We start from the raw sequence: 23,071 nt of genomic DNA, 5'->3' as shown, positions 1-23,071 counted from the left end.
GACAAAAATTTCAAATCCTATTTAAACCGAGTTGTCTTTACTTTTTAGTTGCGGTATCCGGCAGGAACATCACCTCCTCAGGTGGTTTACCCATGTTATTCAGCATCCATTGAGCATCATCTGCAAGGTCGCAGTCGGGATAATTCTTTACCACTTCTTCGAAATATTTTCTTGCGGCTGCTGTATCCTTAACATACTCCGAGGAAATAAACCCTGCAAGAAATAGCGCTTTATAAAGCTCTTTTTCGCCTTTGTGATACTTTATGGCATCCTCATATATTGTCAAAGCCTCCGGAAACTTGCTTCTGTTAAGTTCGTACTGAGCTGCAAGAAGGTATTGGTCGTAGGTTATCTCCGAAAGGAGCTTATCTCGTTCCGACTCATTCTCTACTTTTTTGGCTCTACGATATTTAAGCCACGAAAGAACGGTATCATTGGCGGGAAGATTTAATGCTTCTATCTCGTGTAAATATGTATCAACAAGTTTGTCTTTGGGCGCAGTAAGAGCGAGCTGCACAAGTATGTCAGCAAGCCTTTCTTTATAAAAATCCGCTTTCTCAGATTCGGGAAATTTAACCACAAGAGTTTTATAGTAGAGCCTTGCTACCTTGTAAAGTCCCTTGGAGTATGCCTCATCAGCCTTTTTGGAGTATTCAGCCTCGTTAAGCTTGAACCACGAGCATCCCGCAAAAAAAGCAAAAAATACAAATATCAATAAAATAGCCAGTTCACCCCTTGAACGCATTTTATCCCCCCAGCTTTGATTTCAGAAACTAAGACAAAAAACTATTTCTTGGGCTTTTTGGTTCCGTACTTTGACCGCGCTTTTCTGCGCCCCTCGACACCGCTCGCGTCAAGCGCACCACGGATAATGTGATATCTAACACCCGGCAAATCCTTGACTCTCCCGCCTCTAACGAGAACTATGGAGTGTTCCTGAAGGTTGTGTCCCTCGCCAGGAATGTAAGCCGTAACTTCTATACCATTCGTAAGTCTTACTCGCGCTATCTTTCTTAGCGCGGAATTAGGCTTTTTGGGCGTCATGGTATAAACCCTTATGCAAACGCCTCGCTTCTGGGGACAACCCTGAAGTGCCGGCGACTTAGACTTCTTCGTTACCTTCTTCCTTGGCGATCTAACTAATTGATTTATCGTTGGCATAATCTTTCTCCTCCAAAATTTTATTTTCCAAAATTTATATCAGTTCCCAAATTTACCTATAAAAGCCCTGCTCGCAAGTAAAAATCACTGCTCTATAGGGAGTTGATGCCTTTCTTCTATTTCCTCAGGTGTCACAATAACGAAGTGCTTTTCCATGAAGTCGCGCTCTTCGGACTCGTCCAATGGTTTCGTATCAGGTCGTATCTTCGCGTATTTCCTGAATCCGGTTCCTGCTGGAATAAGTCTGCCTATAATTATGTTTTCTTTGAGCCCACGCAGATAATCTATCTTTCCAGCAACAACAGCTTGTGTAAGAACCCTTACAGTCTCCTGGAAAGAAGCTGCCGAGATAAAGCTCTCCGTGGTAAGGCTTGCTCGCGTGATGCTCAAAAGTAGTGGCTGGAATGTCGCCGGACGACCACCCTGCGCCTGTACTCGTGCGTTCTCCTCGATAACTCTATATCTGTCAACTTGCTCACCTTCAAGGAACTTTGTGTCGCCACCATCGATAATTAGAACTTTGCGAAGCATCTGACGGATTATTATCTCAATGTGCTTGTCGTTTATGGAAACGCCCTGAAATGCGTAAACCTTCTGAATTTCATCGAGAAGGTAATTCATTACTGCTTCCTCACCCTTTATGCGCAGAATGTCATGAGGTATTATCGAACCGTCAGCGAGTTTCTGACCAGCTTCAACATGGTCACCATCCTGAACGAGAATATGCTTACCTCGCGGAATGAAGTACTCCATCACCTCACCCTGGTCACCGTAGATTATGAGGTTAAATCCGGGCTTCTTGGTGGACTCACCGAGGAATTTCACCGTGCCCGTTATCTCAGCTATTATCGCTGGATTCTTAGGTTTTCTCGCTTCGAAAAGCTCGGTAACACGCGGAAGACCACCAGTAATGTCTCTCGTCTTCATTATAGCGCGCAGAAGCTTCGCCAGCGGCTGCCCCGGTTTCACATGCTGACCATTCTTAACGAGTATGTGCGCATCCGTCGGTAGATAATAGGTTGCAATAACCTTGCCGTCCTTCTTTATGAGTACCCTCGGATTGAGCTTCTTTTCCCTGAACTGAATAACAACGAGCTCCCTCGTCATCGTCGCCTCATCGACCATCTCCTTTACCGTTACATCCTCAACTATGTCGACCAGCTCAACTTCACCCTCAACATCGGAAAGAATAGGGTTAATGTAAGGGTCCCATTCGTAGAGAGTATCGCCCTTTTCAACCTCCTGCTGATGTTCCACCATAAGCCTTGCGCCGTAAGGAACCTCATACTTATGTTTAAGCCCTTGCTTATCCGTAAGAATGAGCGCACCAGTTCTATTCATAACAATACCTTTACCTCTTCCTTCCGGGTCAGGCACAACTTTAAGATGACTATACTCTACTTTCCCTGCATAACGCGTGACCAATGCGGTTTGCTCCGTCTCAGCAGCCGCTATTCCACCAATGTGGAATGTCCTCAGCGTAAGCTGGGTTCCAGGTTCACCTATACTCTCTCCAGCTATTATTCCCACTGCTTCTCCGATCGAAACTGGTTGTCTCGTAGCCATGTCCATACCAAAACATTTGGCACAAACTCCCCGACGAGACTCACAGGTAAGAACCGAACGAATTCTCACTGATTCTATCCCTCTGTCCTCGATAAGACGCGCCAGTTCTGGAGTAATGTATTGATTCATCTCAACCAGAATCTCGCCAGTAACAGGGTCGTAAACATCCTCGGCGGCATACCTGCCCATAATCCTATCTCTTAAAGGTATTATAACTTTCTCTCCGTCCTTAAGAGCTCTCCGCTCGATTCCTCGAATGGTACCGCAATCCTCCTCAGTAATGTAAACATCCTGAGCAACATCCACGAGCCTGCGCGTTAGATATCCGGCATCAGCTGTTTTAAGTGCGGTATCAGCTAATCCCTTACGCTGACCATGGCTCGAGATGAAGTACTCTATCATCGTCAACCCATCTCTGAAACTCGAGAGGATGGGGGTCTCAATAATGGTTTGGGCTACCATTCTTTTCTGAGGCTTGCTCATAAGCCCTCTTAGTGCCGAAAGCTGTCTTATCTGGTCCTGGCTGCCTCGCGCTCCTGAATCAACCATCATAGCAAGAGGGTTAAAACCGCCTTTATGTTTCGAAAGTACATCGAATAACGCTTTGGTAATTTGCTCCTGCGTGGACATCCAAACGCTTATCACATTGTTATATCGTTCCTTTTCGGTTATAACACCCTTCTGACGAAGCTCAAGAATCTTCTTTATCTCCTTTCGAGCTTTGGCAATAAGCTTCTCCTTCTCAGGAGGAACTATAAGGTCATCCATACCTATGGATATCGAGCCATTAGTAGCTGCCTCAAAGCCGAACTCCTTAATCCTGTCAAGAAATTCCGCAGTCCTCTTTATGCCAACTATATCATACGCTTCGGATATAAGCTGCTTAAGTGTACTCTTCTTCATAAGCTGATTCCTGAACCCGAGTTCCGGTGGCAGAATGCTGTTGAAAAGAACTCTTCCTACAGTAGTCTCCACATAAGCATGAGGAACCCTTATCGCATGCTCTGTTCCATCCTCGGAAGTTATAGTAACAACTGAATTTCTCTTAATATCCACACTGATATTGAGTTTGACCGTACCTGCAGCTGGAGCCTTTATATCGACATAGTCTATCTCAAACTTCTTCTCTCTTCCTCTCTTCTTTATCCTGCGAGGATACTTAGGAATTCGTGCTATAAGGTCACCCTCGTTCACCTTCATCCCATCCTCGACAACGAAGTGGAACTTCTGAGCTGGCATCCTGACGAAAATCTTCGCATGCACGCCAACAAGACCCTGATCGTAAGCTATAATTGCTTCCTCAGGCGATGAGAATACTTTACCCTCGCCTTTATCGCCAGGTTTCATCTTAGTCATGTAGTATATACCAAGAACCATGTCTTGGCTCGGCGATGCTATAGGACTACCGTTTGCCGGTAAAAGAATGTTGTTCGAAGAAATCATAAGAATGTGGCTTTCGAGTTGTGCTTCAAATCCCAGCGGAACATGAACAGCCATCTGGTCACCGTCGAAATCAGCATTGAACGCGGCACAGACTAAGGGATGTATCTGAATTGCCTTACCCTCCACCAATACAGGATAGAAAGCCTGAATCGAGAGTCTGTGAAGTGTTGGTGCACGGTTTAGCAGCACCGGATGGTCCTTTGTAACCTCCTCGAGAAGGTCCCAGACCTCAGGACGAGCACGCTCGACATACTTTTTAGCTGTCTTAGGATTCTGCGTTATACCTTTCTCCTCAAGCTTCCTTATCAAGAATGGCTTGAAAAGTTCGAGCGCCATAGTCTTGGGAAGTCCGCATTGCCAGATTTTAAGGTTAGGGTTAACAACTATAACTGCTCTTCCCGAGTAATCAACTCGCTTACCGAGAAGGTTTTGGCGGAACCTGCCTTGCTTGCCCCTCAGGAAGTCCGAGAGCGACTTAAGTGGTCTTTTGTTCTGTCCTCTTACCGCAGTGGTAACCTTACCATTCTCTATAAGCGCATCCACCGCTTCCTGAAGCATTCTCTTTTCGTTGCGCAGTATAACCTCAGGAGCCTGTATCTCTATAAGCTTTTTGAGTCTGTTGTTCCTGTTGATAAGCCTTCTATACAAATCGTTAAGGTCCGATGTAGCAAACCTTCCGCCTTCAAGTGGGATTAACGGTCTAAGCTCTGGTGGCAATACCGGTATAACCTCAAGAACCATCCATTCGGGTCTGTTGCCAGATAGCCTGAAAGCCTCGACTACTGAAAGTCTTTTAAGCAAAATCTTTCTCTGCTGCTCGGTTTTCTCAAGATTTATTTTTGAGCGCAGTTCGGCAGCAATCTCATCAAGTTTTATTTGCTGAAGAAGTTTCTTTATTGCGGGAGCACCCATCATCGCCTCGAACTCAAGCCCCTTGGCCTTAAGCTCCCTGTATTCCTGCTCTGAGAGAAGCTGCTTGTATTTCAGGCCTGTAACCGCTGGGTCACCAGGGTCAGTAACTATGTAGCTCTCGTAGTAGATTATCTGGTCAAGCTGAGTATACGAAAGTCCGAGAAGTGTTCCTATGTATGAGGGTGTTGTTCTCACATACCATATGTGGGTTACTGGAACTGCAAGCTCAATGTGTCCCATTCTCTCACGCCTGACGCGCGAATGGGTAACCTCAACACCGCAGCGGTCGCACACAACACCTTTGTATCGGCTACCTTTATACTTCCCGCATGCACACTCAAAATCCCTTACGGGACCAAAGATTTTTTGACAGAAAAGACCATCATTTTCAGGCTTAAAAGTCCGATAGTTTATTGTCTCAGGGCGAGTAACCTCGCCATAGCTCCACGAACGAATAGTGTCAGGGCTTGCAAGCCTGACCTGAATAGCCGTAAATTTCTGTGCCTCATCCTTTTTGTCCTTTATTGCGAATTGCACTGGCATAATTTATCACCCCCAGTAGAGGGATTAATGTTTATTCTATTCCTTCTTCTTCCTTAGTTAAAAGTCTTACATCTATGCAAAGTGCTTGCAATTCTTTAACAAGCACATTAAATGACTCTGGGATGCCCGGTTCGGGCGGATTCTCACCTTTAACTATCGCATTATAAATTTTCGTCCTACCCTGAACATCGTCAGACTTTATGGTGAGCATCTCCTGAAGCGTATATGCCGCACCATATGCCTCGAGCGCCCAGACCTCCATCTCACCGAACCGCTGCCCGCCGAATTGTGCCTTACCGCTTAAAGGCTGCTGTGTAACCAAGCTGTATGGTCCGATTGAACGCGCGTGAATCTTATCATCAGCAAGGTGTATAAGTTTCATGACATACATATAGCCCACAGTAACGGGTTCGGGGAAAGGCTCACCTGTTCGACCATCGTAAAGTATTACTTTTCCGCTCGGGTCTTTGCCTACTTTTTTAAGTTCCTCCTTTATCTCCTCAACCGTTGCACCATTGAATACAGGAGAAGCACAATACAGTCCCTGCTCTTTCATCGCCCAGCCAAGGTGAGTCTCAAGAATCTGTCCGATGTTCATTCTCGATGGCACACCAAGAGGATTAAGAATTATGTCAACTGGCGTTCCATCCTCAAGATATGGCATGTCCTCTATCGGCACTATTATCGAAACAACACCTTTGTTTCCATGCCTTCCAGCCATCTTGTCTCCTACAGAGATTTTGCGCTTCATCGCGACATTAACCTTAACAAGCTGTATCGTTCCCGGCGGCAGCTCGTCTCCTCTTATTATCTTGTCTCTATCGAGAAGGTAAGCTTCTTCAGCAGTCTTTATAAGCTCCTCAGCCTGTGCGAGAATCTTTTTCACTCTGACATTGATGGTCTCATCATCGGTCCATTCAGATTCAGGTGCCACATCATCAATGTTAAGCATTGACGCTGCACGCTTGGATATGCGTGCCCCAGGCTTTATCAACGGCTTGCCCGTAGTAGCAGAAATAATGTTCTTGGCTCTATGGTCCACTATTATCTCGCGAATCTTTTTGTCACGCTTGGCTTTAATCTGCGCAACTTTCTCGTTAAATTCCTGTTCAAGCTTCTTGAGAAGGTCTTTCTCACGCCTTCGACCTTTGTGGTAACCTCTTCTTGAGAGCAATAGTGTGTCTATAACAACACCCTTTATTCCCGGTGGAACTCTTAGCGATGTATCCTTAACATCACCCGCTCTCTCTCCGAATACTGCTTTAAGTAGCCTCATTTCGGGGGTTAATTCGGTCTCGCCTTTAGGAGTTACCTTACCAGCAAGAATGTCGCCACTCTCAACATGAGCACCGACCCTTACTATCCCATTTTCGTCAAGGTCTTTAACCGCATCTGCGCTGACACTTGGAAGCTCACGCGTTAGTTCCTCCGGTCCAACCTTGGTCTCTCTGACCTGCATGTCGAAGTCCTCGATGTGAACCGAGGTATAAACATCATCTCTAACGAGCCGCTCGGAAATAATAACGGCATCCTCGAAGTTATAACCATGCCATGACATAAAAGCGACGAGTACATTTCTTCCCAGCGCGAGCTCGCCGTATTTGGTAGCCACGCCATCCGCTATTATTTGACCAGCTTCCACCTTCTCGCCCGGCTTCACAAGTGGCCGCTGGTTTATCATTGTGTTCTGGTTAGTCCTCTTAAATTTTACGAGAGGATAAACATCGTAATCGTCAACAAGCGAGTCCTCGTCTACATGCTCCTTTTCGGGCTCTATTTCTATAACTTTCGAATCAACTCTTCTAACAATCCCTGGCCTTTTGGCTATAACCACAACACCCGAATCCACGGCAGCTTTAAGCTCGAGTCCCGTGCCGACAATAGGTGGCTCCGTGAAAAGAAGCGGCACCGATTGCCTCTGCATGTTTGACCCCATAAGTGCTCGGCTTGCGTCGTCGTGCTCAAGAAATGGTATCAACGCAGCAGTTATCCCAACGAGCTGCGCTGGTGACACATCCATAAAGTCAACATCTTCCGCTCTTACCTCAACTATGTCGCCCCGTCTTCTTGCAACGACTATGTCCGGTATTATCCTGCCATTCTCATCAACAGGTGTTCCTGCCTGTGCTATAATGTATTGGTCCTCGTCGGTTGCCGTAAGATAAACTACTTCGTTTGTAACAACTCTATTAACTACCCTTCTATATGGAGTCTCTATAAAGCCGAACTCATTTATTCTTGCATATGTGGCCAAGGATGTTATGAGACCGATGTTCTGACCCTCAGGGGTTTCTATCGGGCAAAGTCTACCGTAATGCGTGTAATGAACATCTCTTACTTCAAAGCCCGCTCGCTCACGGCTGAGACCACCTGGTCCAAGTGCTGAAAGTCGCCTCTTGTGTGTCAGCTCTGCTATAGGGTTCGTCTGGTCCATAAACTGGGAAAGCTGAGACGAACCGAAGAACGAATTTATAACCGCCGAAACTATCCTCGCATTTATTAGGTCACTCGGAGTCATCGTCTCAATGTCCTTAGTGCGCATCCTTTCCCTAACAGTCCGAGCCATTCTTGCAAGCCCCACGCGTATCTGGTTACCCAGAAGCTCACCTACAGACCGCGCGCGCCTGAGACCAAGATGGTCGATATCGTCTATGTGTCCCTTACCGTGGCGAAGCTGGATAAGATAGCGGGCGGTAGCTATGAAGTCCTCTTTGGTAAGACGCCTCTCGTCTGGAGGTATGTTAAGCCCAAGTCTCTTGTTGAACTGATACCTGCCAACATCGCCAAGGTCAAACCTTTTATAGTTGAAAATGTATTCATTCAAGATGGTGTCTTCCTCGCCCGGCTCAACCGTTCCGCCAGGTTTTATCCCAGAGTATATCTCGCGAACGGCTTCAAGCTTGTTTGTAGTCTGGTCCACTTTTAGTGTGTTGAATATAACGGGAACCATACGAGGAAATTCGGGTATCACGACACGGATTTTCTTAACACCATGTTTCCTAAGTCTCTCTATATCCTCCTTGGTTACGACCGTGCCTATATCGAGGAGAATCTCGCCGGTTTCCTCATCAACAACTGCTTCCGCGCAGTAAGCACCTATTGCCTTCTTGCTGCTTTTATCGTTTGAAATGCTTATCTCGTCTATTTTATGGAAGAGCGATATTATCTCGGTATCGGACTCATAGCCAAAAGCCCTGAGAAGTGTGGTTAGCGGAACTTTCTTTCTCGAGGAAATAATAACATGCAACACATCGCGGACATCGAACCTTATCTCAAGCCACGAACCGTGAAGCGGAATCATTCGTGCGGAATAAAGCCTCTTTCCATTAGGATGAATGGTCTCATCGAAAAACACTCCCGGCGAACGATGAAACTGAGTGACCACAACCCTTTCGGAACCATTTATAATGAATGTTCCCTTGTCGGTCATCAGCGGCAACTCGCTGAAATAGACATCATCTTCACGGATTTCCTTAACCTTCCGCTCGCCGTCCTCGCCCTTTTCATACTTTATCAGCCTTAGCTTAACCCTTAACGGTATCGCATATGTAAGACCTCGTGTTTTGCACTCCTCGACAGTATACCTTGGTCTGCCAAGCTCATAGGAGACGAATTGAAGCTCGTATTTTCCGTAAACATCCTCGATAGGAAAGGCGTCTAAAAACACAGCCTGAAGTCCTTTAGGCTCTCTTTTTTCGGGCGGCACATCTCTCTGAAGAAAATTACGATACGAGTCAAGCTGCACCGAAAGCAGGTTAGGCATTTCGATAACAGGCTTGACCTTCTCAAATGACTTTCTTTTTATTATTGGTTTTACCTTCATAGCGTGCCTTACCTCACATTTTAATTTTTCTTAAAATATATTTCTCAGAGGGCACCCACAGATATCATGGGCGCCCTCCAAACAGTTTTCTCGCGAGTTCGCAAGCTTACTTTATCTCCACACCAGCGCCGACAGCTTCAAGCTTCGCCTTTATCTCCTCAGCTTCCTGCTTGGACACATTTTCCTTTATCGGCTTTGGCAGCTCACCCTCGACGAAAGCCTTAGCCTCTCTCAGTCCGAGCTTCGTTATAGCACGCACCTCTTTTATAACCTGTAGTTTTTTGTCGCCAACACTCGTTAGATATACGGTGAACTCGGTCTTTTCCTCTTCCTTAGGAGCAGCCTCAGCACCAGCAGCAGCGGGCGCCGCAGCAACGGCAACGGGTGCAGCTGCCGACACCCCGAACTTCTCCTCAAGAGCCTTAACCAACTCAGCAAGCTCGAGAACTGTCAGCTTCTCAATCTGCTCAACCACATTCTGTACATTCTGACTCAATTCCATGATTTTCCTCCTATTTTTTATTGTTTCTTTCTTTTTTCCTCGCCGTTAAGCGAAAAACTTCTCGTTCCTTCGTTTTACTTACGCAAAAAAGCTTGCTAACACAAAATTTTACGACTGCCTTTTAGCGAGTTGGTCGATCTGGGTTACCAGACCACGCAAAAGTCCTGAGAGTGCGAAGACAAGCCCATAAATCGGACTGCTTAGCGAGCTTACAACTTTAGCCTTAATCTCCTCAACTGACGGCATCGAGGCAAGCCTTTCGAATTCCTCCTTGGGGAGAAGTTCCCCACCGTATATTATAGCTTTTATCTGAGGTTTTTCCAGTTCTTCTCTGAAATCCTTTATTATCTTCGCAGGAGTTATTGGGTCATCTTTGCTCAATATAAGAGCTGTCATTCCTGTCAGAATATTTTGGTTTATCGGCGGCAATCCTAATTTTTCTCTCGCAATTCTTATGAGAGTATTTTTAGCAACGCGAAGCTTTGCGTTTTTCTCTTTGAGGCTGCGGCGAAGTTTAGTCATCTGCTCAACATTGAGACCCTGATAATCCGCAAAGAAAACCACATTGTATTCCTTAAAATCGTATACTAAATCCTCAACGATTTTTTCTTTCTGCTTCCTGAGCATAACAGACTCCTTTTATTTGATAAATTCAGTAAGGTCTACTTTTATTCCGGGTCCCATCGTCGACGAAACGCTAATGTTCCTGACATATTGACCTTTTACTGCCGGTGGTCTTGCCGCAATAACAGCATTAATAAGAGCACGCGCATTTTCCTCAAGCTTCTCTACATCGAACGATACCTTTCCTATGGGTGCATGAATATTGCCTGCCTTATCAACCCTGAATTGTATTTTCCCTGCTTTGGCTTCCTTAACGGCTTTCGCTACATCCTTGGTTACGGTTCCCACCTTAGGGTTTGGCATAAGTCCTCTCGGACCGAGAATCTTCCCTAATCTTCCCACCAGACTCATCATGTCAGGAGTAGCTATAGCTACATCAAAATCGGTCCATTCCTCCTTCTGGATTTTTTCCACCAACTCCTCAGCGCCAACGAAATCTGCACCTGCTTCTTCCGCTTGTTTTGCTGCCTCTCCTTTCGCAAAAACGAGAACTCTAACTTTTTTCCCTGTTCCATGTGGAAGAACCACTGTCCCACGCACCATCTGGTCAGCATGTCGTGGGTCAACATTAAGCCTAATTGCCATGTCAACAGTCTCGTCAAATTTGGCGTATGCCAACTCTTTAACCAGCTCAAGCGCCTCTCGTAAAGGATAAGGCTTATGCTTATCGTACTTCTCAAGTACTGCTACATATTTTTTCCCGCGTTTTGTCATCGCTCCTCCTTTGAGCTCCCACATTATACGGCGTGGTCACCATGTTTAATCGACTATCTCGATTCCCATAGACCTCGCGGTGCCAGCCACTATTTTCATTGCGACTTCGATATCATCCGTGTTAAGGTCACTTAGCTTTTTCTCCGCCACCTGTCTAAGTTGCTCGCGTGTTATCCTTGCCACCTTCTGCCTGTTGGGCTCACCAGAACCTTTTTCTATTTTAGCAATCTTCCTGAGAAGGTCAGATGTAGGCGGTGTTTTCGTCTCGAAAGTGAACGAGTGGTCCGAATAGACATAGAGAATAACTGGTATGATGTAGTCGCCCATATTGGCTGTTTTCGCGTTAAACTGCTTGCAGAACTCTGGAATGTTAATCCCAGTTGGACCCAGCGCAGGTCCTACAGGTGGCGCTGGCGTGGCTTTCCCCGCCGGAATATGGAGCTTTATCTTCCACTTTATTTGTTTCTTTTTTGCCATATTTAAGTCTCCCTCCTTTATTAATTAAAAAACACTCCATAAAACGAGTGTGGGGGAAAATTGTTTTCGGTATCTATTTTTTCTCCTCTTTTATCTGCAGATAATCGACATCCACAGGGGTCAGGCGTCCAAAAATGGAGACCATAACTTTTACTTTTCCTCGCTCCTTGTTGACCTCGCGAACGATACCAGTAAAATCCTTAAACGGACCATCTATAACTCTAACCAAATCACCCTCAGAGAACGGTATTTCAACCTTTTGAACCTCCTTTGCTTTCTCGCCTTTTCTTAGTATAGCTTCCACTTCCTCGGGCTGAAGCGGCACCGGCACACCACCGGCTGTAATAAAGCCCGTAACATTAGGCACACTCCTTATAAAAGCCTCGGTATCTTTGTTCAAAACCATGTGAATCAGAATGTAGCCCGGGAAAAACTTCTTGGCTATAGTTCGCCGTCTGCCCTGCCGCATTTCGACAACCTCTTCAGTGGGAATAAACACCTCAAGTATCAAATCCTGCAGCCCTTTTTCCTCTACCGTATTCTCGATGTACCGCTTTACCTTCTCCTCTTGCCCTGAAAGAGTGTGCACAACATACCATTTGGCGTCAGGATGTTCCTTCACAGGCTTGGTTGCCTCTTTGCTCTCCACATTTGTTTTTGCTTCCTCGACCATTTTATTATTACGGTAACACTGCTGAGATTATTTTCGAAAATACCCAATCCACGATACCAATGAAAAATGCCAACAAAAGCGTCGTGGCTATAACTGCGACAGTAAGACCAGCAAGCTCCTGCCGCGATGGCCACCTTACCTTTTTGAACTCAAGAAAACTTTCCCTAATAAATTGTTTTATTTTTTTCATACTCTCACCCTTCATCAACAAAATCAGGCCTGGAGGGACTCGAACCCCCAGCCCTCGGTTTTGGAGACCGATGCTCTACCACTTGAGCTACAGGCCTTTCAAAATTCATAATAAAGATTAATTTTTGTTTTTTGTCAACATTTTTTTGAAAAAATTTTCTTATTTCCTTTACTCAAAAATTTTTATCACTAAATTATATCATAATTGGAATAAGGAGGTCTTATCATGAATGTATTACTCATATCACCGAAATGGAAAAGTGCCTATGGCTCTCTAAATATCTTCCTTCCACCACTTGGATTGATGTACATTGCAGGCTTGTTAAGACAAAACGGGCATAATGTCAGGATAATTGATGAGAACATTGAACCAATTGATTACGATGAATTTAAGGAATACGACCTTGTAGGCATAAGCTCCGACACATGTCGCTACCCAGAAGCAGTCAGCCTCGCCCAAGAGGCCAAAAAAAGAGGGAAAATAGTCGTTATGGGCGGCTTTCATACGACATTTCTCGACGACGATGCGATAAAAACTGGTTTCGTCGATTGCGTGGTAAGAGGCGAAGGCGAGGAGATAATGGTTCAAATAGCTGAAGCTCTTGAGGATGGGCGAACATTCAACGACATTCCAGCGATAACCTACAAGGAAAAAAGTAAGATAGTAAGAAATCCAGGATTAGGGATAGTTGAAAACCTCGACAAGCTTCCTTATCCAGCGAGAGACCTTATAAAAACGGACAAATATCCTACTACTGTTGCCGGGAAGAAAGCCACATCAGTTCTAACATCTCGAGGCTGCCCATTCGATTGTTCTTTCTGCGCGGTGACAAAGTTTTCAGGAAGAAAATGGCGTGCACGCTCCGCTAAAAGCATCGTTGACGAAATCCAGACGATACTCAAGAAAGGTTGGGCAAAAGCCATTGTATTTGTCGACGATAATTTCACATTAAGCGTGAAACGAGTGAAGGAAATATGCCGCCTCATAAAGGAAAGAGCTTTAAAATTCCCGTGGTGGTGCATGTCGCGAGTCGACACATTGGTGGAAAACCCCGATATGGTTGAGGAAATGGCATCAGCTGGCTGCAAAACAGTATTCCTTGGACTTGAAAGCGGCAATGAAGACACACTTGAGGATTTTAACAAAAAAATCTCAACTAACATCTCCGAGAAAGCCGTCAATCTATTGCGGAAGTTTGGTATAACGCCGTATGGCAGTTTTATAATAGGTGCACTCGGCGAAACAAAGGAAAGCATCCTTAAGACAATCGAGTTCAGCAAAAAGCTAAAGCTTGACATAAGCCAATTTTCCATACTAACACCTTTTCCTGGAACAGACCTTTTCAACTCGATAAAGGAACGAATAGTTGAGCGGGATTGGTCAAAGTTTGACGCGCTGCATCTCGTATTTAAGCACGACAAACTAAGCAGGAAGCAGGTTCACAAACTTTTGGTAAAGGCATATGCCAGCTTCTATTCTCAACCGAGGATAATATTCAAATTTTTCAAAGATATATTAAGAGGTAAATTCAAATTTCTCTCCGGATTAAAGATATTCTTCAGATTTCTTGGCGCTGGAATAGTCCGCATATTCTACCCCAGTAAAATTGATTAGCAATTTAGCTTATTTACGATAAATTCTTCGCTATATCTGCATCGAAACTTGGCGGTAAAGGAGGTAAAATGTCCAAACTTCGAGTTGCCTTAGCACAAATAAATACTCTCGTGGCCGACTTCGATGGCAACGGCAAAAAAATAATAGATTACACAAAAAAGGCAGCGCAAAAAGGTGCTGACATAATCGCATTTCCCGAGCTGGCATTGTGCGGATATCCGCCCGAGGACTTACTTTTCCAAAGCTGGTTCCTTGAAAAAGCTAAAGCAACCATAAACTCAATAGCAAACCAAACAAAGAACACTAACATAATAATAATTATCGGATACCCAGAATGGAGCGAGGATGTTTACAATTCAGCAGCTATAATCTACAAAGGCAAAATCGTTGACAACTACAGGAAACTATTTCTTCCTAATTATGCTGAATTCGACGAAAAGAGATACTTCACACCGGGGAAAAGAATAACAGTTTACAAAACCAATGACTTCAGGTTTGGCGTGGGGATATGCGAGGATATCTGGCACCCCGACGGTCCCATAGGTCCACAGGTTTTAGTCGGGAATGCAGATATAATCATCAACATAAATGCCTCCCCATACTTCCGCGGTAAAAACGAGATAAGAAGAAAGATGGTAAGCACAAGGTCCTTCGACAACGCTGTAGCTGTGTGCTACTTAAATTGCATTGGTGGGCAGGATGAACTCGTTTTCGACGGTCAATCGTTTGCTACGGATGCATTCGGAAAAATAATCGCTTCAGCACAAGCATTCGAGGAAGAGTTGCTATTCATCGACTTCGACCTTAGCGACCTTTACAAGCAAAGATTGCTTGTTCCAAGAATTCGAGACAGAAAATTTGTTCAGACTCAAAAGTTGCCCAATGTGGAAACAGTGGAGGTTGATTTCTCGCTTAATGAAAAAAGCGATGCCATCCAAAACAAAGTAGCACCACTACTGAGGGAAGAGGAAGAAGTCTGGTTTGCTCTGGTTACCGGTCTAAGAGATTATACTTTAAAAAATGGATTCAAAAGCGTGGTTCTTGGGCTTTCCGGAGGAATTGATTCCGCAGTCGTCGCGACCATAGCTGCGGATGCGCTGGGTTCGGAAAATGTTTATGCGCTTTTCATGCCTTCACGGTTCACATCATCACAAAGTTACAACGACGCGAAAAAGCTTGCTGAAAGCCTTGGTATAAAGTTCAAAGTGGTGGAGATAGAACCACTTTTCAAAAAGTACCTCGAATACCTTGAGCCTCACTTTGAGGGCAAACCCTTTGACATAACGGAGGAAAACATCCAAGCGCGCATAAGAGCTAATATTTTGATGGCATTCTCGAACAAATTCGGCCACCTTGTGCTTGCTACAGGCAACAAAAGCGAGTTAAGTGTAGGGTATGCCACCCTTTACGGCGATATGGTGGGCGGTTTCGCGGTAATAAAAGATGTGCCAAAAACTCTCGTGTGGAAACTCGCACGATGGCGAAACGAAAAAGAGGGGAAAGAGCTTATTCCTGAGTCAATAATAACCAAACCACCATCAGCCGAGCTTAAGGAAAACCAGCTTGACACCGATACTCTTCCGCCTTACGAAACGCTCGATAGGATAATCGAACTTTACATAGAAAAAGAGCACTCCGAAGACGAAATAGTGGAAAAGACAGGTCTCCCCAGAGAATTTGTTAGGCGAGTTATACGAATGATCGACTCCGCCGAATATAAACGAAGACAAGCCGCACCCGGGATAAAAATAACCCAAAGAGCGTTCGGTAAAGAGCGAAGAATGCCGATAACAAGAAAAAAGTAGCGACACGCAATGACGAAGCTCAAGCTTGAAAAGGACTATAGGCGATTTCTCGACCCGACGACTCTCGCGAAAATAGGTAACCTCGAACTTATAGCAAGGCTTGTGGTGGAGGGATTCCTCGTTGGGCTTCATAAAAGCCCATATCATGGTTTTTCGGTTGAATTCGCTGAATACAGGCAATACAACCCCGGTGACCCGCCAAAATCCATCGACTGGAAAGTATACGCGAGAACAGACAAGTTCTTCGTAAAGGAATACGAAGAGGAAACAAACCTTAAAGCATACATACTGCTTGATAAAAGCGGCTCCATGGGATTCTCCTACGGTGGCAGGATAACGAAACTTGAATACGGCAGATTTCTTGCCGCTGCGCTTGCATACCTTATGATAAAGCAGAAGGACGCGGTCGGGTTACTTACATTTGACGAGAAACCAGACACAGTCGTACCGGCTTCGATGACCCGTGTGCAGTTTATGGAACTTTTGAAAATTCTCGACAGAACAAGATGCAGCAATAAGACGCGTATAAATACCACTTTCCCTGCGCTGGCGGAGCGCATCAAGCGAAGAGGGCTAATAATCCTTATCTCAGACCTTCTTGACGAACCCGAAAACATAGTCTCAGCCCTAAAACAATTTCGCCACAGAAAAAACGAAGTGATAGTCTTCCATATCCTTGACCCCGTCGAAATAAACTTCGACTTCAACGAAGAACTTCAGCTTCTCGACCTCGAGCGGAACAAACTAATGTCGGTACAGCCTTGGCTTATTCGCGAGGATTACCAGAAAGCTGCGAAAAAATTTTTCAATGAGCTCAAATACCGTTGCCATGAACTCGGCGTTGACTACAACTTAATGACCACCGACATACCGTTTGATATGGCTCTTATAGCATACCTGCACAAAAGGCAACGACTTTATTGAGGCAAAATTGAAGCTGACGCACAAATTAAAAAAAAAAAGCGGGCTATCCGCAAGCCCGCTTACGGCAAATCATAAATAAATGATGACCAACTTTTAATCACCATCGTCTATCTGCGCCCTCTGAAGTTTCCCGGAGAAATCGATGTAGATGGTCTTCCATTCGGTAAATATCTCGTATACCGTCCAGCCACCTTCGCGATGACCATTGCCAGTATTTTTGACACCGCCGAACGGGAGATGACACTCAGCACCTATGGTCGGAGCATTAACATAAGTTATACCTGCCTCGAAATCTCTTGCTGCGCGCATGGCGTAAAGCAGATTTTCTGTGTAGATCGCGCTCGAAAGCCCATAGGTAGAGTTATTCAAAAGCTCAACTCCCTCTTCAAATGTCTTGAATTTTACCACTGACAGCACAGGTCCAAAAATCTCTTCCTGGAATATGCGCATCTCCGGCCTAACATCGATGAAAACGGTTGGTTTGTAAAACCAGCCTTTGGCAAGGTCTCCTTCTTTTGCGGGTTCTCCGCCTATTATAAGCTTCGCACCTTCTTTCTTACCAATTTCAACATAACTGTGAACCGTCTGAAGCTGCTTTTCATTTATTAGCGGTCCTACATCCACGCTCTCATCGAGTCCATTACCGAGCTTAAGTTTCTTTATAGCTTCAACGAGCATGTCGATGAACTTGTCGTGAATGGGCTCATGAAGCAGGAGTCTGCTGGTTGCGGTGCACCTTTGACCGGTTGTGCCAAACGCACCCCACAAAACCCCATCGAGCGCAAGCTCAAGATTAGCGTCCTCCATTATCATCACGGCATTTTTCCCACCAAGTTCAAGAGAAACCTTCTTAAGATGTCTGCCCGCTCTCTCGGCTATATCTCTTCCGACCTCAACTGAGCCCGTGAAGGAAATAATTTTTACATCCGGGTGCTCGACGAGAGGTATGCCTACTTTGCTTCCGCTTCCGAAAACTACGTTTACGACTCCGGGCGGCAATCCTGCTTCCTCCATAAGTTTCACCATTTTATAAACTGTGTAAGGTGTGTCTGTAGCGGGTTTTATTACCACCGTATTGCCCGACACTATGGCAGGAAACATTTTCCATGCGGGTATAGCAGACGGGAAATTCCAAGGGGTTATAAGCCCGGCGATTCCAACGGGAACGCGCATCGTGTATGCTACTTTATTCGGCAGCTCCGACGGAACGAACGGTGCGAAAAGCCTTCTCGATTCGCCCTCCGCGTAGAATGCCGTATCTATGGCTTCCTGCACATCCCCGCGGGTTTCCTCGATTACTTTCCCCATCTCTCGTGTCATATCACGGGCTATTTCCTCCTTATGCTCGACGAGAAGTTCTCCTATTCTGCGCATTATTTTCCCTCTCTGGGGTGCGGGCACGAGGCGCCATTCGCGATAAGCTTCCTTTGCAGCCGCTACTGCTTTCTCCACATCCTCGGGACCTGAGCGCGGAAAAAGCCCTATAACCTCGTCCCAATCCGCTGGATTACGATTCTCGGTCCACTCGCCAGTAGAAGGCTCAACCCATTTGCCTCCAATGTAATTCAAAAACTTCTCCGCCATCTCTCCTCCTTTTTTATTTGATTTAAGGTTCTGGAAAATCTAACACAGCATTATATCACGGTCAACAAGTTTGAAATTTCGAACCAAAAATTTTAGGAAACGAGGAAAAGAGCATTATTTTTGTTAATATTTTTGCAATTTTCTTTGCAGCACGACAAAAAATGATTATAATAATAAGTAAATCATAAAATAGGGGGAAGGTATGAAGTTTGCCTTAACAATTTCTTTAGCGATTATCAGTTTAATTTATGCACAACATAGCATTACACCTCAGGTTATGGACAACGGCGGTGGCAGAGCCGAGATTCATTCCGTAGGGTTGCTCTCATCGATAGGGCAATCGGTTATTTCAACGACATCCTCAGGACGGCTATCGATTCAAACTGGATTCATACAGATAATGCCCTACCCCACCGGAATATTTGAGCCACCAAGCTCAGGAAAACTTCCTGAAAAAGCCTATCTAAGCGAATTCCACCCAAATCCGTTCAACAGCGTGACGAACGCTACAATTTACCTGCCAGCTCCCAGCAATGTTAAGGTATCGGTATTCGACATCACCGGTAAAAGAATTATTGAAAAGGAAGCCAAGGGTGTCAGCGGCACATTCTCTATTACTCTATCGATGCCTCAGAGCGCGCCCTCCGGGATTTACAGTTACATTGTGCAAGCTAATGGCATCAGGTGGACAGGGAAAATAGCATACCTTAAATGAAAACAAAAACGCAAGAAAAACAAAAAAGGAGGATATCATGAGAAAGGTTTTGGTTATTGGTTTTATTTTGTTTTCGCTGGTCTGTTATGCACAAATTCCGCGTCTTATTTCGTATCAGGGCAAACTTCTGATAAACGGTCAGACAGCACCGGACTCGACATATACGGTAACATTTTCCCTTTATGACGACCCCGATATGGGCACTATACTATGGACTGAAACGCATACCGTAACAACCAAAAACGGTATATTCAGTGTTCTTCTCGGCGAAACGACACCTTTCCCTACTACGCTTGACTTCTCGGAAAGTTATTGGCTCGGGATAACCGTTGCTGGCTCACCTGAGATGAGACCACGCTACCGGCTTACTACATCTCCTTACGCGTTCCGTGCTGATATAGCCAACGCAGTCGACTGGACTGACATAACATCAATGCCACCGGGATTCGCCGATGGTGTGGACAACATTGGAAACGATTCGCTCGACGACCTCTCAGACAATTCCATTGCCGACCTTTCGGATGTGGCGGTACCGGCAACCATACCACCGGGAAAAGTCCTAAAATGGAACGGGACCAATTGGTATCCCGCGGATGACATAGCAGGCGGTGGTATAGACACCATAATAGCTACCGCTGGACTTTCCGCTGGCGGGACAGGAACCGGAACCATAGTCATAGGGATTGCGCCGTCAGGCGTTACCGAGGACAGGATAGCCAACAGCGCGATTACTACGCCGAAAATAGCTGACAACGCAGTTACCACATCCAAAATAGCCGATAATGCCGTTACAGAGGACAAAATCGCTACCGCTTCCGTAACATCATCCAAGATTGCGAACAACGCCATAACCACAGGCAAGATAGCCAATGGCGCTGTTACATTAGCCAAGTTGAGCACATACGGCGGGACCGGAGGACAGGTTCCGAAGATAGTCGGCGGCTCGGTAGTCTGGTCAGATGATGACATAGGACTTACATCGGTAACCACGGATGGTTCACTAACCGGGAATGGCACAAGAAGCGGCCCCCTTGCGATAGCCGATGATTTTCCATTCGCTACGGTTGGCGAAATAGCTGGACCATCATTTGAAGTTACCCGTGCAAACAATTTCCTAACATTCGCTGAGGGCTTCGGTGTCAGGATAGATGTAGCTCCGACATCCCACATAGTAACCATTTCCATGGTAGGAACCACAGGAGTTGCTAATATTGACGCTGGCGACGGACTTTCAGGCACTGACCTTACCGGTCCTCATGCTCATCTCGCAGTGAATGTCGATAATGCGACGATAGAGATAGTTAACGACACTCTACGAGTACGAAACGATGGAATAGGTGAGGCTCAGATATCGCGCGGCGTGAGACTTTCGCACTTCAGGAACGACCTCCATTTCCTGAGCAAGGACAGCATTGGCGATGGGCTTACATTCGTTGGTGGCAGGCTTTCTGTAGATTTTGGTGGCGTGGGAGTTGCTACCACGGTATCCCGCAGCGACCACACCCACACGCTTCAGCTCGACGGTGCTGTAACAGGAGTGGGAGTAGTCTCGGGAATAATAACAACAGACCTCGCCAACAATGTCGTGAACACGGACAATATAGTCGACAGCGCGGTCACAACCGACAAACTGGCTGACGGTGCGGTGACAACTGAGAAAATAGCGGATGGAGCCATAACGATTGATAAAATGGCAAACCGCTCCGTGGGCAACATGCAACTTTGCGACTACATAGTCACCACAAACAAGCTATCCAACAACGCAGTTACGGCGGAAAAAATTGACGCGGGACCCTACACGCACGGCGAGTGCCTGAAAGTGGATAGCTTAGGAAACCTCTACTGGGACACCGACGAGATAGGATTGACGGGAACGGGAGCTACCAATCATCTCGCAAAGTGGGATTCAGGAAACCTTGGCTGGAGCATCGTTCAAGAGGACAGCAGCATAGTTGGTACTGCGGTCGGCGTTGGGGACATAACCTACAATAACAGGTTCTCCGTGCATGCACCGTACTCGTTCGATGTAGCGGTAGGCGTCTATGGTCCAAGAGGTATTTTCTCGTACGCATACTCAAGCGATGACAGCGTTTACTCCATCGAGGGCAGACTTTCCTCACTAACAAGGTCACTCATAGGATATAGAAAAGACAGCATGCTCTACGGCATCTATAGCATAGGCGAAACCTACGGCGGATTTTTCGTGAACGGCCGCCGCACCAGCTCTTTTGGGTTTATGGGCGGGGTTTTTGGCAACGACACCGTTGGTGGTTACGCACAATACGACAGCAACAAATATGTTGTGCTTGGCAACAAAATGATAACAGTTTACGCCGTCAATAATTTTGACAGTTCGGATGCAGCTGGTGGAAAATTCGTCTTAAAATCAACAGCAGATGGTTGCGGGGTTATCGGTGTGTCTGATAGCGTCGAGGGTAGTGGAAACGGCGGTTGTTTCAGGGGTGGTCATATGGGCGTTAAAGGGTTCGCGGACCTGACCGGAACGAGTGGAGTAAACCACATAGGTGTCTATGGCTACGCTGCAAACGGAGCAGGATTTAATTATGGCGTTTACGGCTATAGTTCTGGTGGCGCAGGTGGTGCTGGAGTTTATTATTCAGGCGGATTGGCTGGGTCGGGAACGAAAAGTGCGGTCGTAAGAACAAGCGACGGTCGCCCAGTTAGGGTTTATTGTCAGGAATCCCCTGAAAATTGGTTTGAGGATTTCGGCTCTGGAAAGATAATCAACGGACACGCTCGCATCAATCTGCCCGACGACTTCCGAGACATCGTAACAATAAACGAGACTTACCCGATGAAGGTATTCATTACAGCCACAACTCCCGTTAATGGTTCGTTCTCAATAAAGAAAGACGAAAAGGGATTCGATGTTTACTTCACGCCTCAGCCGGTAGTTGTATCGGGAATGGTGAGATTGAAGGACGGAGCAGCAAGGGTCGAATTCCCGGATTGGTTCAGGAAAATTGCCTCCGATAAAGTCCCGAATGTTACCGCTACACCTGTTGCGGACTGTAACGGCGTGTTTATCGAGAACATAGACTCAAAAGGTTTCACAATCAAAGAGCTATCGAGCGGGAAATCCGATGCGCTAATAAGCTGGGTAGCAGTCATTGCTCCCGACATGCCCAAGGAGATCGAATTCGATTGGAGAGTAGTGGCAAAAAGAAAGGGATTTGAACAACTCAGACTTGAGGAATTCAAGGCGGCTTATATGGACCCTTATCTGTTCCCTGACATCGACGATGTCCCGATGCAATACCGTGCGGAATGGATAATGCTCCATCCTAAAAGTGAGTGGAAACGCGAGTGGTTCGATAAACTCGACGAAAACCAGCTTAAGAAAATTTCCCGCTGGCAGGGTGGATTGGGCAAATAGTGGTTTGGTTGGGTAAGGAAAAAATTTGAATCGCGGATATCGCAGGAATACGGAGACCGCGGAGGTTAAGGTATTTTATCGGGCGACTGTAACAGTGCCCTCGCAGACAATCTCGCCGGTGACCTCGATGGTGTAGATGTAAACTCCCTCAGGAACAGGATTGCCACCGTCATCCGTGCCGTCCCAGCGCGCGTGTTGCTTGGCGGAAAGACCAGCGGGAACATCTATAGTCCGTATCTCGTGACCGTGAATATCGAAAATGTGAATTCGGGCAGGTTTTACGAATATCCCGTCGAATTCGAACTGTGCAAAGTCGTTTATGGCATCAAAGTTGGGGGTTATGGGATTTGGGAACCGCTCGCAGCGGTGAGGACAAGGTATCTCTATCGTGCCAGATGCAACAA

The 23,071-nt window shown here is 46.0% G+C and carries 17 protein-coding genes and 1 tRNA gene; 5 read left to right on the top strand and 13 right to left on the bottom strand.

The genetic code is table 11. The features are described from left to right. Positions 1–37 precede the first annotated feature (37 nt). The 11 genes from J7J62_04680 to J7J62_04630 all read right to left on the bottom strand — a co-directional run bounded on the left by J7J62_04680 (position 38) and on the right by J7J62_04630 (position 12,725). Positions 38–745, bottom strand: coding sequence for a tetratricopeptide repeat protein (locus J7J62_04680; protein MCD6124448.1), 708 nt, complete (start codon positions 743–745; stop codon positions 38–40). A gap of 41 nt (positions 746–786) precedes the next feature. Beyond that, on the bottom strand, positions 787–1,161 hold the full coding sequence (locus J7J62_04675; protein ID MCD6124447.1) for a 30S ribosomal protein S12: 375 nt from the start codon (positions 1,159–1,161) through the stop codon (positions 787–789). Between the two features lie 84 nt (positions 1,162–1,245). Next, complete coding sequence (locus tag J7J62_04670; protein ID MCD6124446.1) at positions 1,246–5,625, bottom strand: DNA-directed RNA polymerase subunit beta'; 4,380 nt, start codon at positions 5,623–5,625, stop codon at positions 1,246–1,248. A 31-nt stretch (positions 5,626–5,656) separates the two neighbouring features. Further along, complete coding sequence (gene rpoB, locus J7J62_04665) at positions 5,657–9,448, bottom strand: DNA-directed RNA polymerase subunit beta (protein MCD6124445.1); 3,792 nt, start codon at positions 9,446–9,448, stop codon at positions 5,657–5,659. 106 nt (positions 9,449–9,554) lie between these two features. Further along, positions 9,555–9,950: a 50S ribosomal protein L7/L12 gene (gene rplL, locus J7J62_04660; GenBank protein ID MCD6124444.1), complete on the bottom strand. Its 396-nt coding sequence runs from the start codon at positions 9,948–9,950 to the stop codon at positions 9,555–9,557. Between the two features lie 108 nt (positions 9,951–10,058). Continuing rightward, positions 10,059–10,577 carry a 50S ribosomal protein L10 gene (locus J7J62_04655; GenBank protein MCD6124443.1) on the bottom strand — a complete coding sequence of 173 codons (519 nt, stop codon included), beginning with the start codon at positions 10,575–10,577 and terminating at the stop codon, positions 10,059–10,061. Positions 10,578–10,589: 12 nt separating this feature from the next. Further along, a complete protein-coding gene (locus J7J62_04650; protein ID MCD6124442.1) occupies positions 10,590–11,288 on the bottom strand; it encodes a 50S ribosomal protein L1 in 699 nt (232 codons plus the stop codon). Between the two features lie 45 nt (positions 11,289–11,333). Then, positions 11,334–11,765 carry a 50S ribosomal protein L11 gene (rplK, locus tag J7J62_04645; GenBank protein MCD6124441.1) on the bottom strand — a complete coding sequence of 144 codons (432 nt, stop codon included), beginning with the start codon at positions 11,763–11,765 and terminating at the stop codon, positions 11,334–11,336. A gap of 73 nt (positions 11,766–11,838) precedes the next feature. Beyond that, positions 11,839–12,438 (bottom strand): transcription termination/antitermination factor NusG, encoded by a 600-nt coding sequence (gene nusG / locus J7J62_04640; protein ID MCD6124440.1) that lies wholly within the window; start codon positions 12,436–12,438, stop codon positions 11,839–11,841. Between the two features lie 7 nt (positions 12,439–12,445). Further along, positions 12,446–12,628 (bottom strand): preprotein translocase subunit SecE, encoded by a 183-nt coding sequence (gene secE / locus J7J62_04635; protein MCD6124439.1) that lies wholly within the window; start codon positions 12,626–12,628, stop codon positions 12,446–12,448. 24 nt (positions 12,629–12,652) lie between these two features. Beyond that, a tRNA-Trp gene (locus J7J62_04630) sits at positions 12,653–12,725 on the bottom strand. 128 nt (positions 12,726–12,853) lie between these two features. Between J7J62_04630 and J7J62_04625 the strand changes: the two genes are divergently transcribed. From J7J62_04625 to J7J62_04615, 3 genes are all read left to right on the top strand, one after another. Next, on the top strand, positions 12,854–14,242 hold the full coding sequence (locus J7J62_04625) for a B12-binding domain-containing radical SAM protein (GenBank protein ID MCD6124438.1): 1,389 nt from the start codon (positions 12,854–12,856) through the stop codon (positions 14,240–14,242). Positions 14,243–14,310: 68 nt separating this feature from the next. After that, on the top strand, positions 14,311–16,047 hold the full coding sequence (locus tag J7J62_04620; GenBank protein MCD6124437.1) for an NAD+ synthase: 1,737 nt from the start codon (positions 14,311–14,313) through the stop codon (positions 16,045–16,047). A 9-nt stretch (positions 16,048–16,056) separates the two neighbouring features. After that, complete coding sequence (locus tag J7J62_04615; GenBank protein ID MCD6124436.1) at positions 16,057–16,971, top strand: DUF58 domain-containing protein; 915 nt, start codon at positions 16,057–16,059, stop codon at positions 16,969–16,971. A gap of 93 nt (positions 16,972–17,064) precedes the next feature. Here the strand turns inward: J7J62_04615 and J7J62_04610 are convergent, their stop codons facing one another. Then, entirely contained in the window at positions 17,065–18,555 is a 1,491-nt protein-coding gene (locus J7J62_04610) for an aldehyde dehydrogenase family protein (GenBank protein ID MCD6124435.1), read from the bottom strand. Between the two features lie 202 nt (positions 18,556–18,757). On the opposite strand from J7J62_04610, the gene J7J62_04605 reads away from it, so the two are divergent. Together J7J62_04605 and J7J62_04600 are read left to right on the top strand one after the other, a co-directional pair. After that, positions 18,758–19,270: a T9SS type A sorting domain-containing protein gene (locus tag J7J62_04605; protein MCD6124434.1), complete on the top strand. Its 513-nt coding sequence runs from the start codon at positions 18,758–18,760 to the stop codon at positions 19,268–19,270. Positions 19,271–19,307: 37 nt separating this feature from the next. Then, positions 19,308–22,667, top strand: a complete 3,360-nt coding sequence (locus tag J7J62_04600; GenBank protein ID MCD6124433.1) for a hypothetical protein — start codon at positions 19,308–19,310, stop codon at positions 22,665–22,667. A 75-nt stretch (positions 22,668–22,742) separates the two neighbouring features. Here the strand turns inward: J7J62_04600 and J7J62_04595 are convergent. Further along, a partial coding sequence (locus J7J62_04595; GenBank protein MCD6124432.1) for a gliding motility-associated C-terminal domain-containing protein occupies positions 22,743–23,071 on the bottom strand: 329 nt, incomplete at its 5' end.

Source organism: bacterium (assembly GCA_021159335.1).
GTDB lineage: Bacteria > UBP14 > UBA6098 > B30-G16 > B30-G16 > JAGGRZ01.
The sequence above is the reverse complement of the archived record's forward strand: the minus strand, read 5'-3'. Positions and strand labels throughout refer to the sequence as shown.

Coding starts and splice junctions, on each gene's coding strand:
- J7J62_04680 (MCD6124448.1), bottom strand. CDS start 745: ATGCGTTCAAGGGGTGAACTGGCTATTTTATTGATATTTGTATTTTTT.
- J7J62_04675 (MCD6124447.1), bottom strand. CDS start 1,161: ATGCCAACGATAAATCAATTAGTTAGATCGCCAAGGAAGAAGGTAACG.
- J7J62_04670 (MCD6124446.1), bottom strand. CDS start 5,625: ATGCCAGTGCAATTCGCAATAAAGGACAAAAAGGATGAGGCACAGAAA.
- rpoB (MCD6124445.1), bottom strand. CDS start 9,448: ATGAAGGTAAAACCAATAATAAAAAGAAAGTCATTTGAGAAGGTCAAG.
- rplL (MCD6124444.1), bottom strand. CDS start 9,950: ATGGAATTGAGTCAGAATGTACAGAATGTGGTTGAGCAGATTGAGAAG.
- J7J62_04655 (MCD6124443.1), bottom strand. CDS start 10,577: ATGCTCAGGAAGCAGAAAGAAAAAATCGTTGAGGATTTAGTATACGAT.
- J7J62_04650 (MCD6124442.1), bottom strand. CDS start 11,288: ATGACAAAACGCGGGAAAAAATATGTAGCAGTACTTGAGAAGTACGAT.
- rplK (MCD6124441.1), bottom strand. CDS start 11,765: ATGGCAAAAAAGAAACAAATAAAGTGGAAGATAAAGCTCCATATTCCG.
- nusG (MCD6124440.1), bottom strand. CDS start 12,438: ATGGTCGAGGAAGCAAAAACAAATGTGGAGAGCAAAGAGGCAACCAAG.
- secE (MCD6124439.1), bottom strand. CDS start 12,628: ATGAAAAAAATAAAACAATTTATTAGGGAAAGTTTTCTTGAGTTCAAA.
- J7J62_04625 (MCD6124438.1), top strand. CDS start 12,854: ATGAATGTATTACTCATATCACCGAAATGGAAAAGTGCCTATGGCTCT.
- J7J62_04620 (MCD6124437.1), top strand. CDS start 14,311: ATGTCCAAACTTCGAGTTGCCTTAGCACAAATAAATACTCTCGTGGCC.
- J7J62_04615 (MCD6124436.1), top strand. CDS start 16,057: ATGACGAAGCTCAAGCTTGAAAAGGACTATAGGCGATTTCTCGACCCG.
- J7J62_04610 (MCD6124435.1), bottom strand. CDS start 18,555: ATGGCGGAGAAGTTTTTGAATTACATTGGAGGCAAATGGGTTGAGCCT.
- J7J62_04605 (MCD6124434.1), top strand. CDS start 18,758: ATGAAGTTTGCCTTAACAATTTCTTTAGCGATTATCAGTTTAATTTAT.
- J7J62_04600 (MCD6124433.1), top strand. CDS start 19,308: ATGAGAAAGGTTTTGGTTATTGGTTTTATTTTGTTTTCGCTGGTCTGT.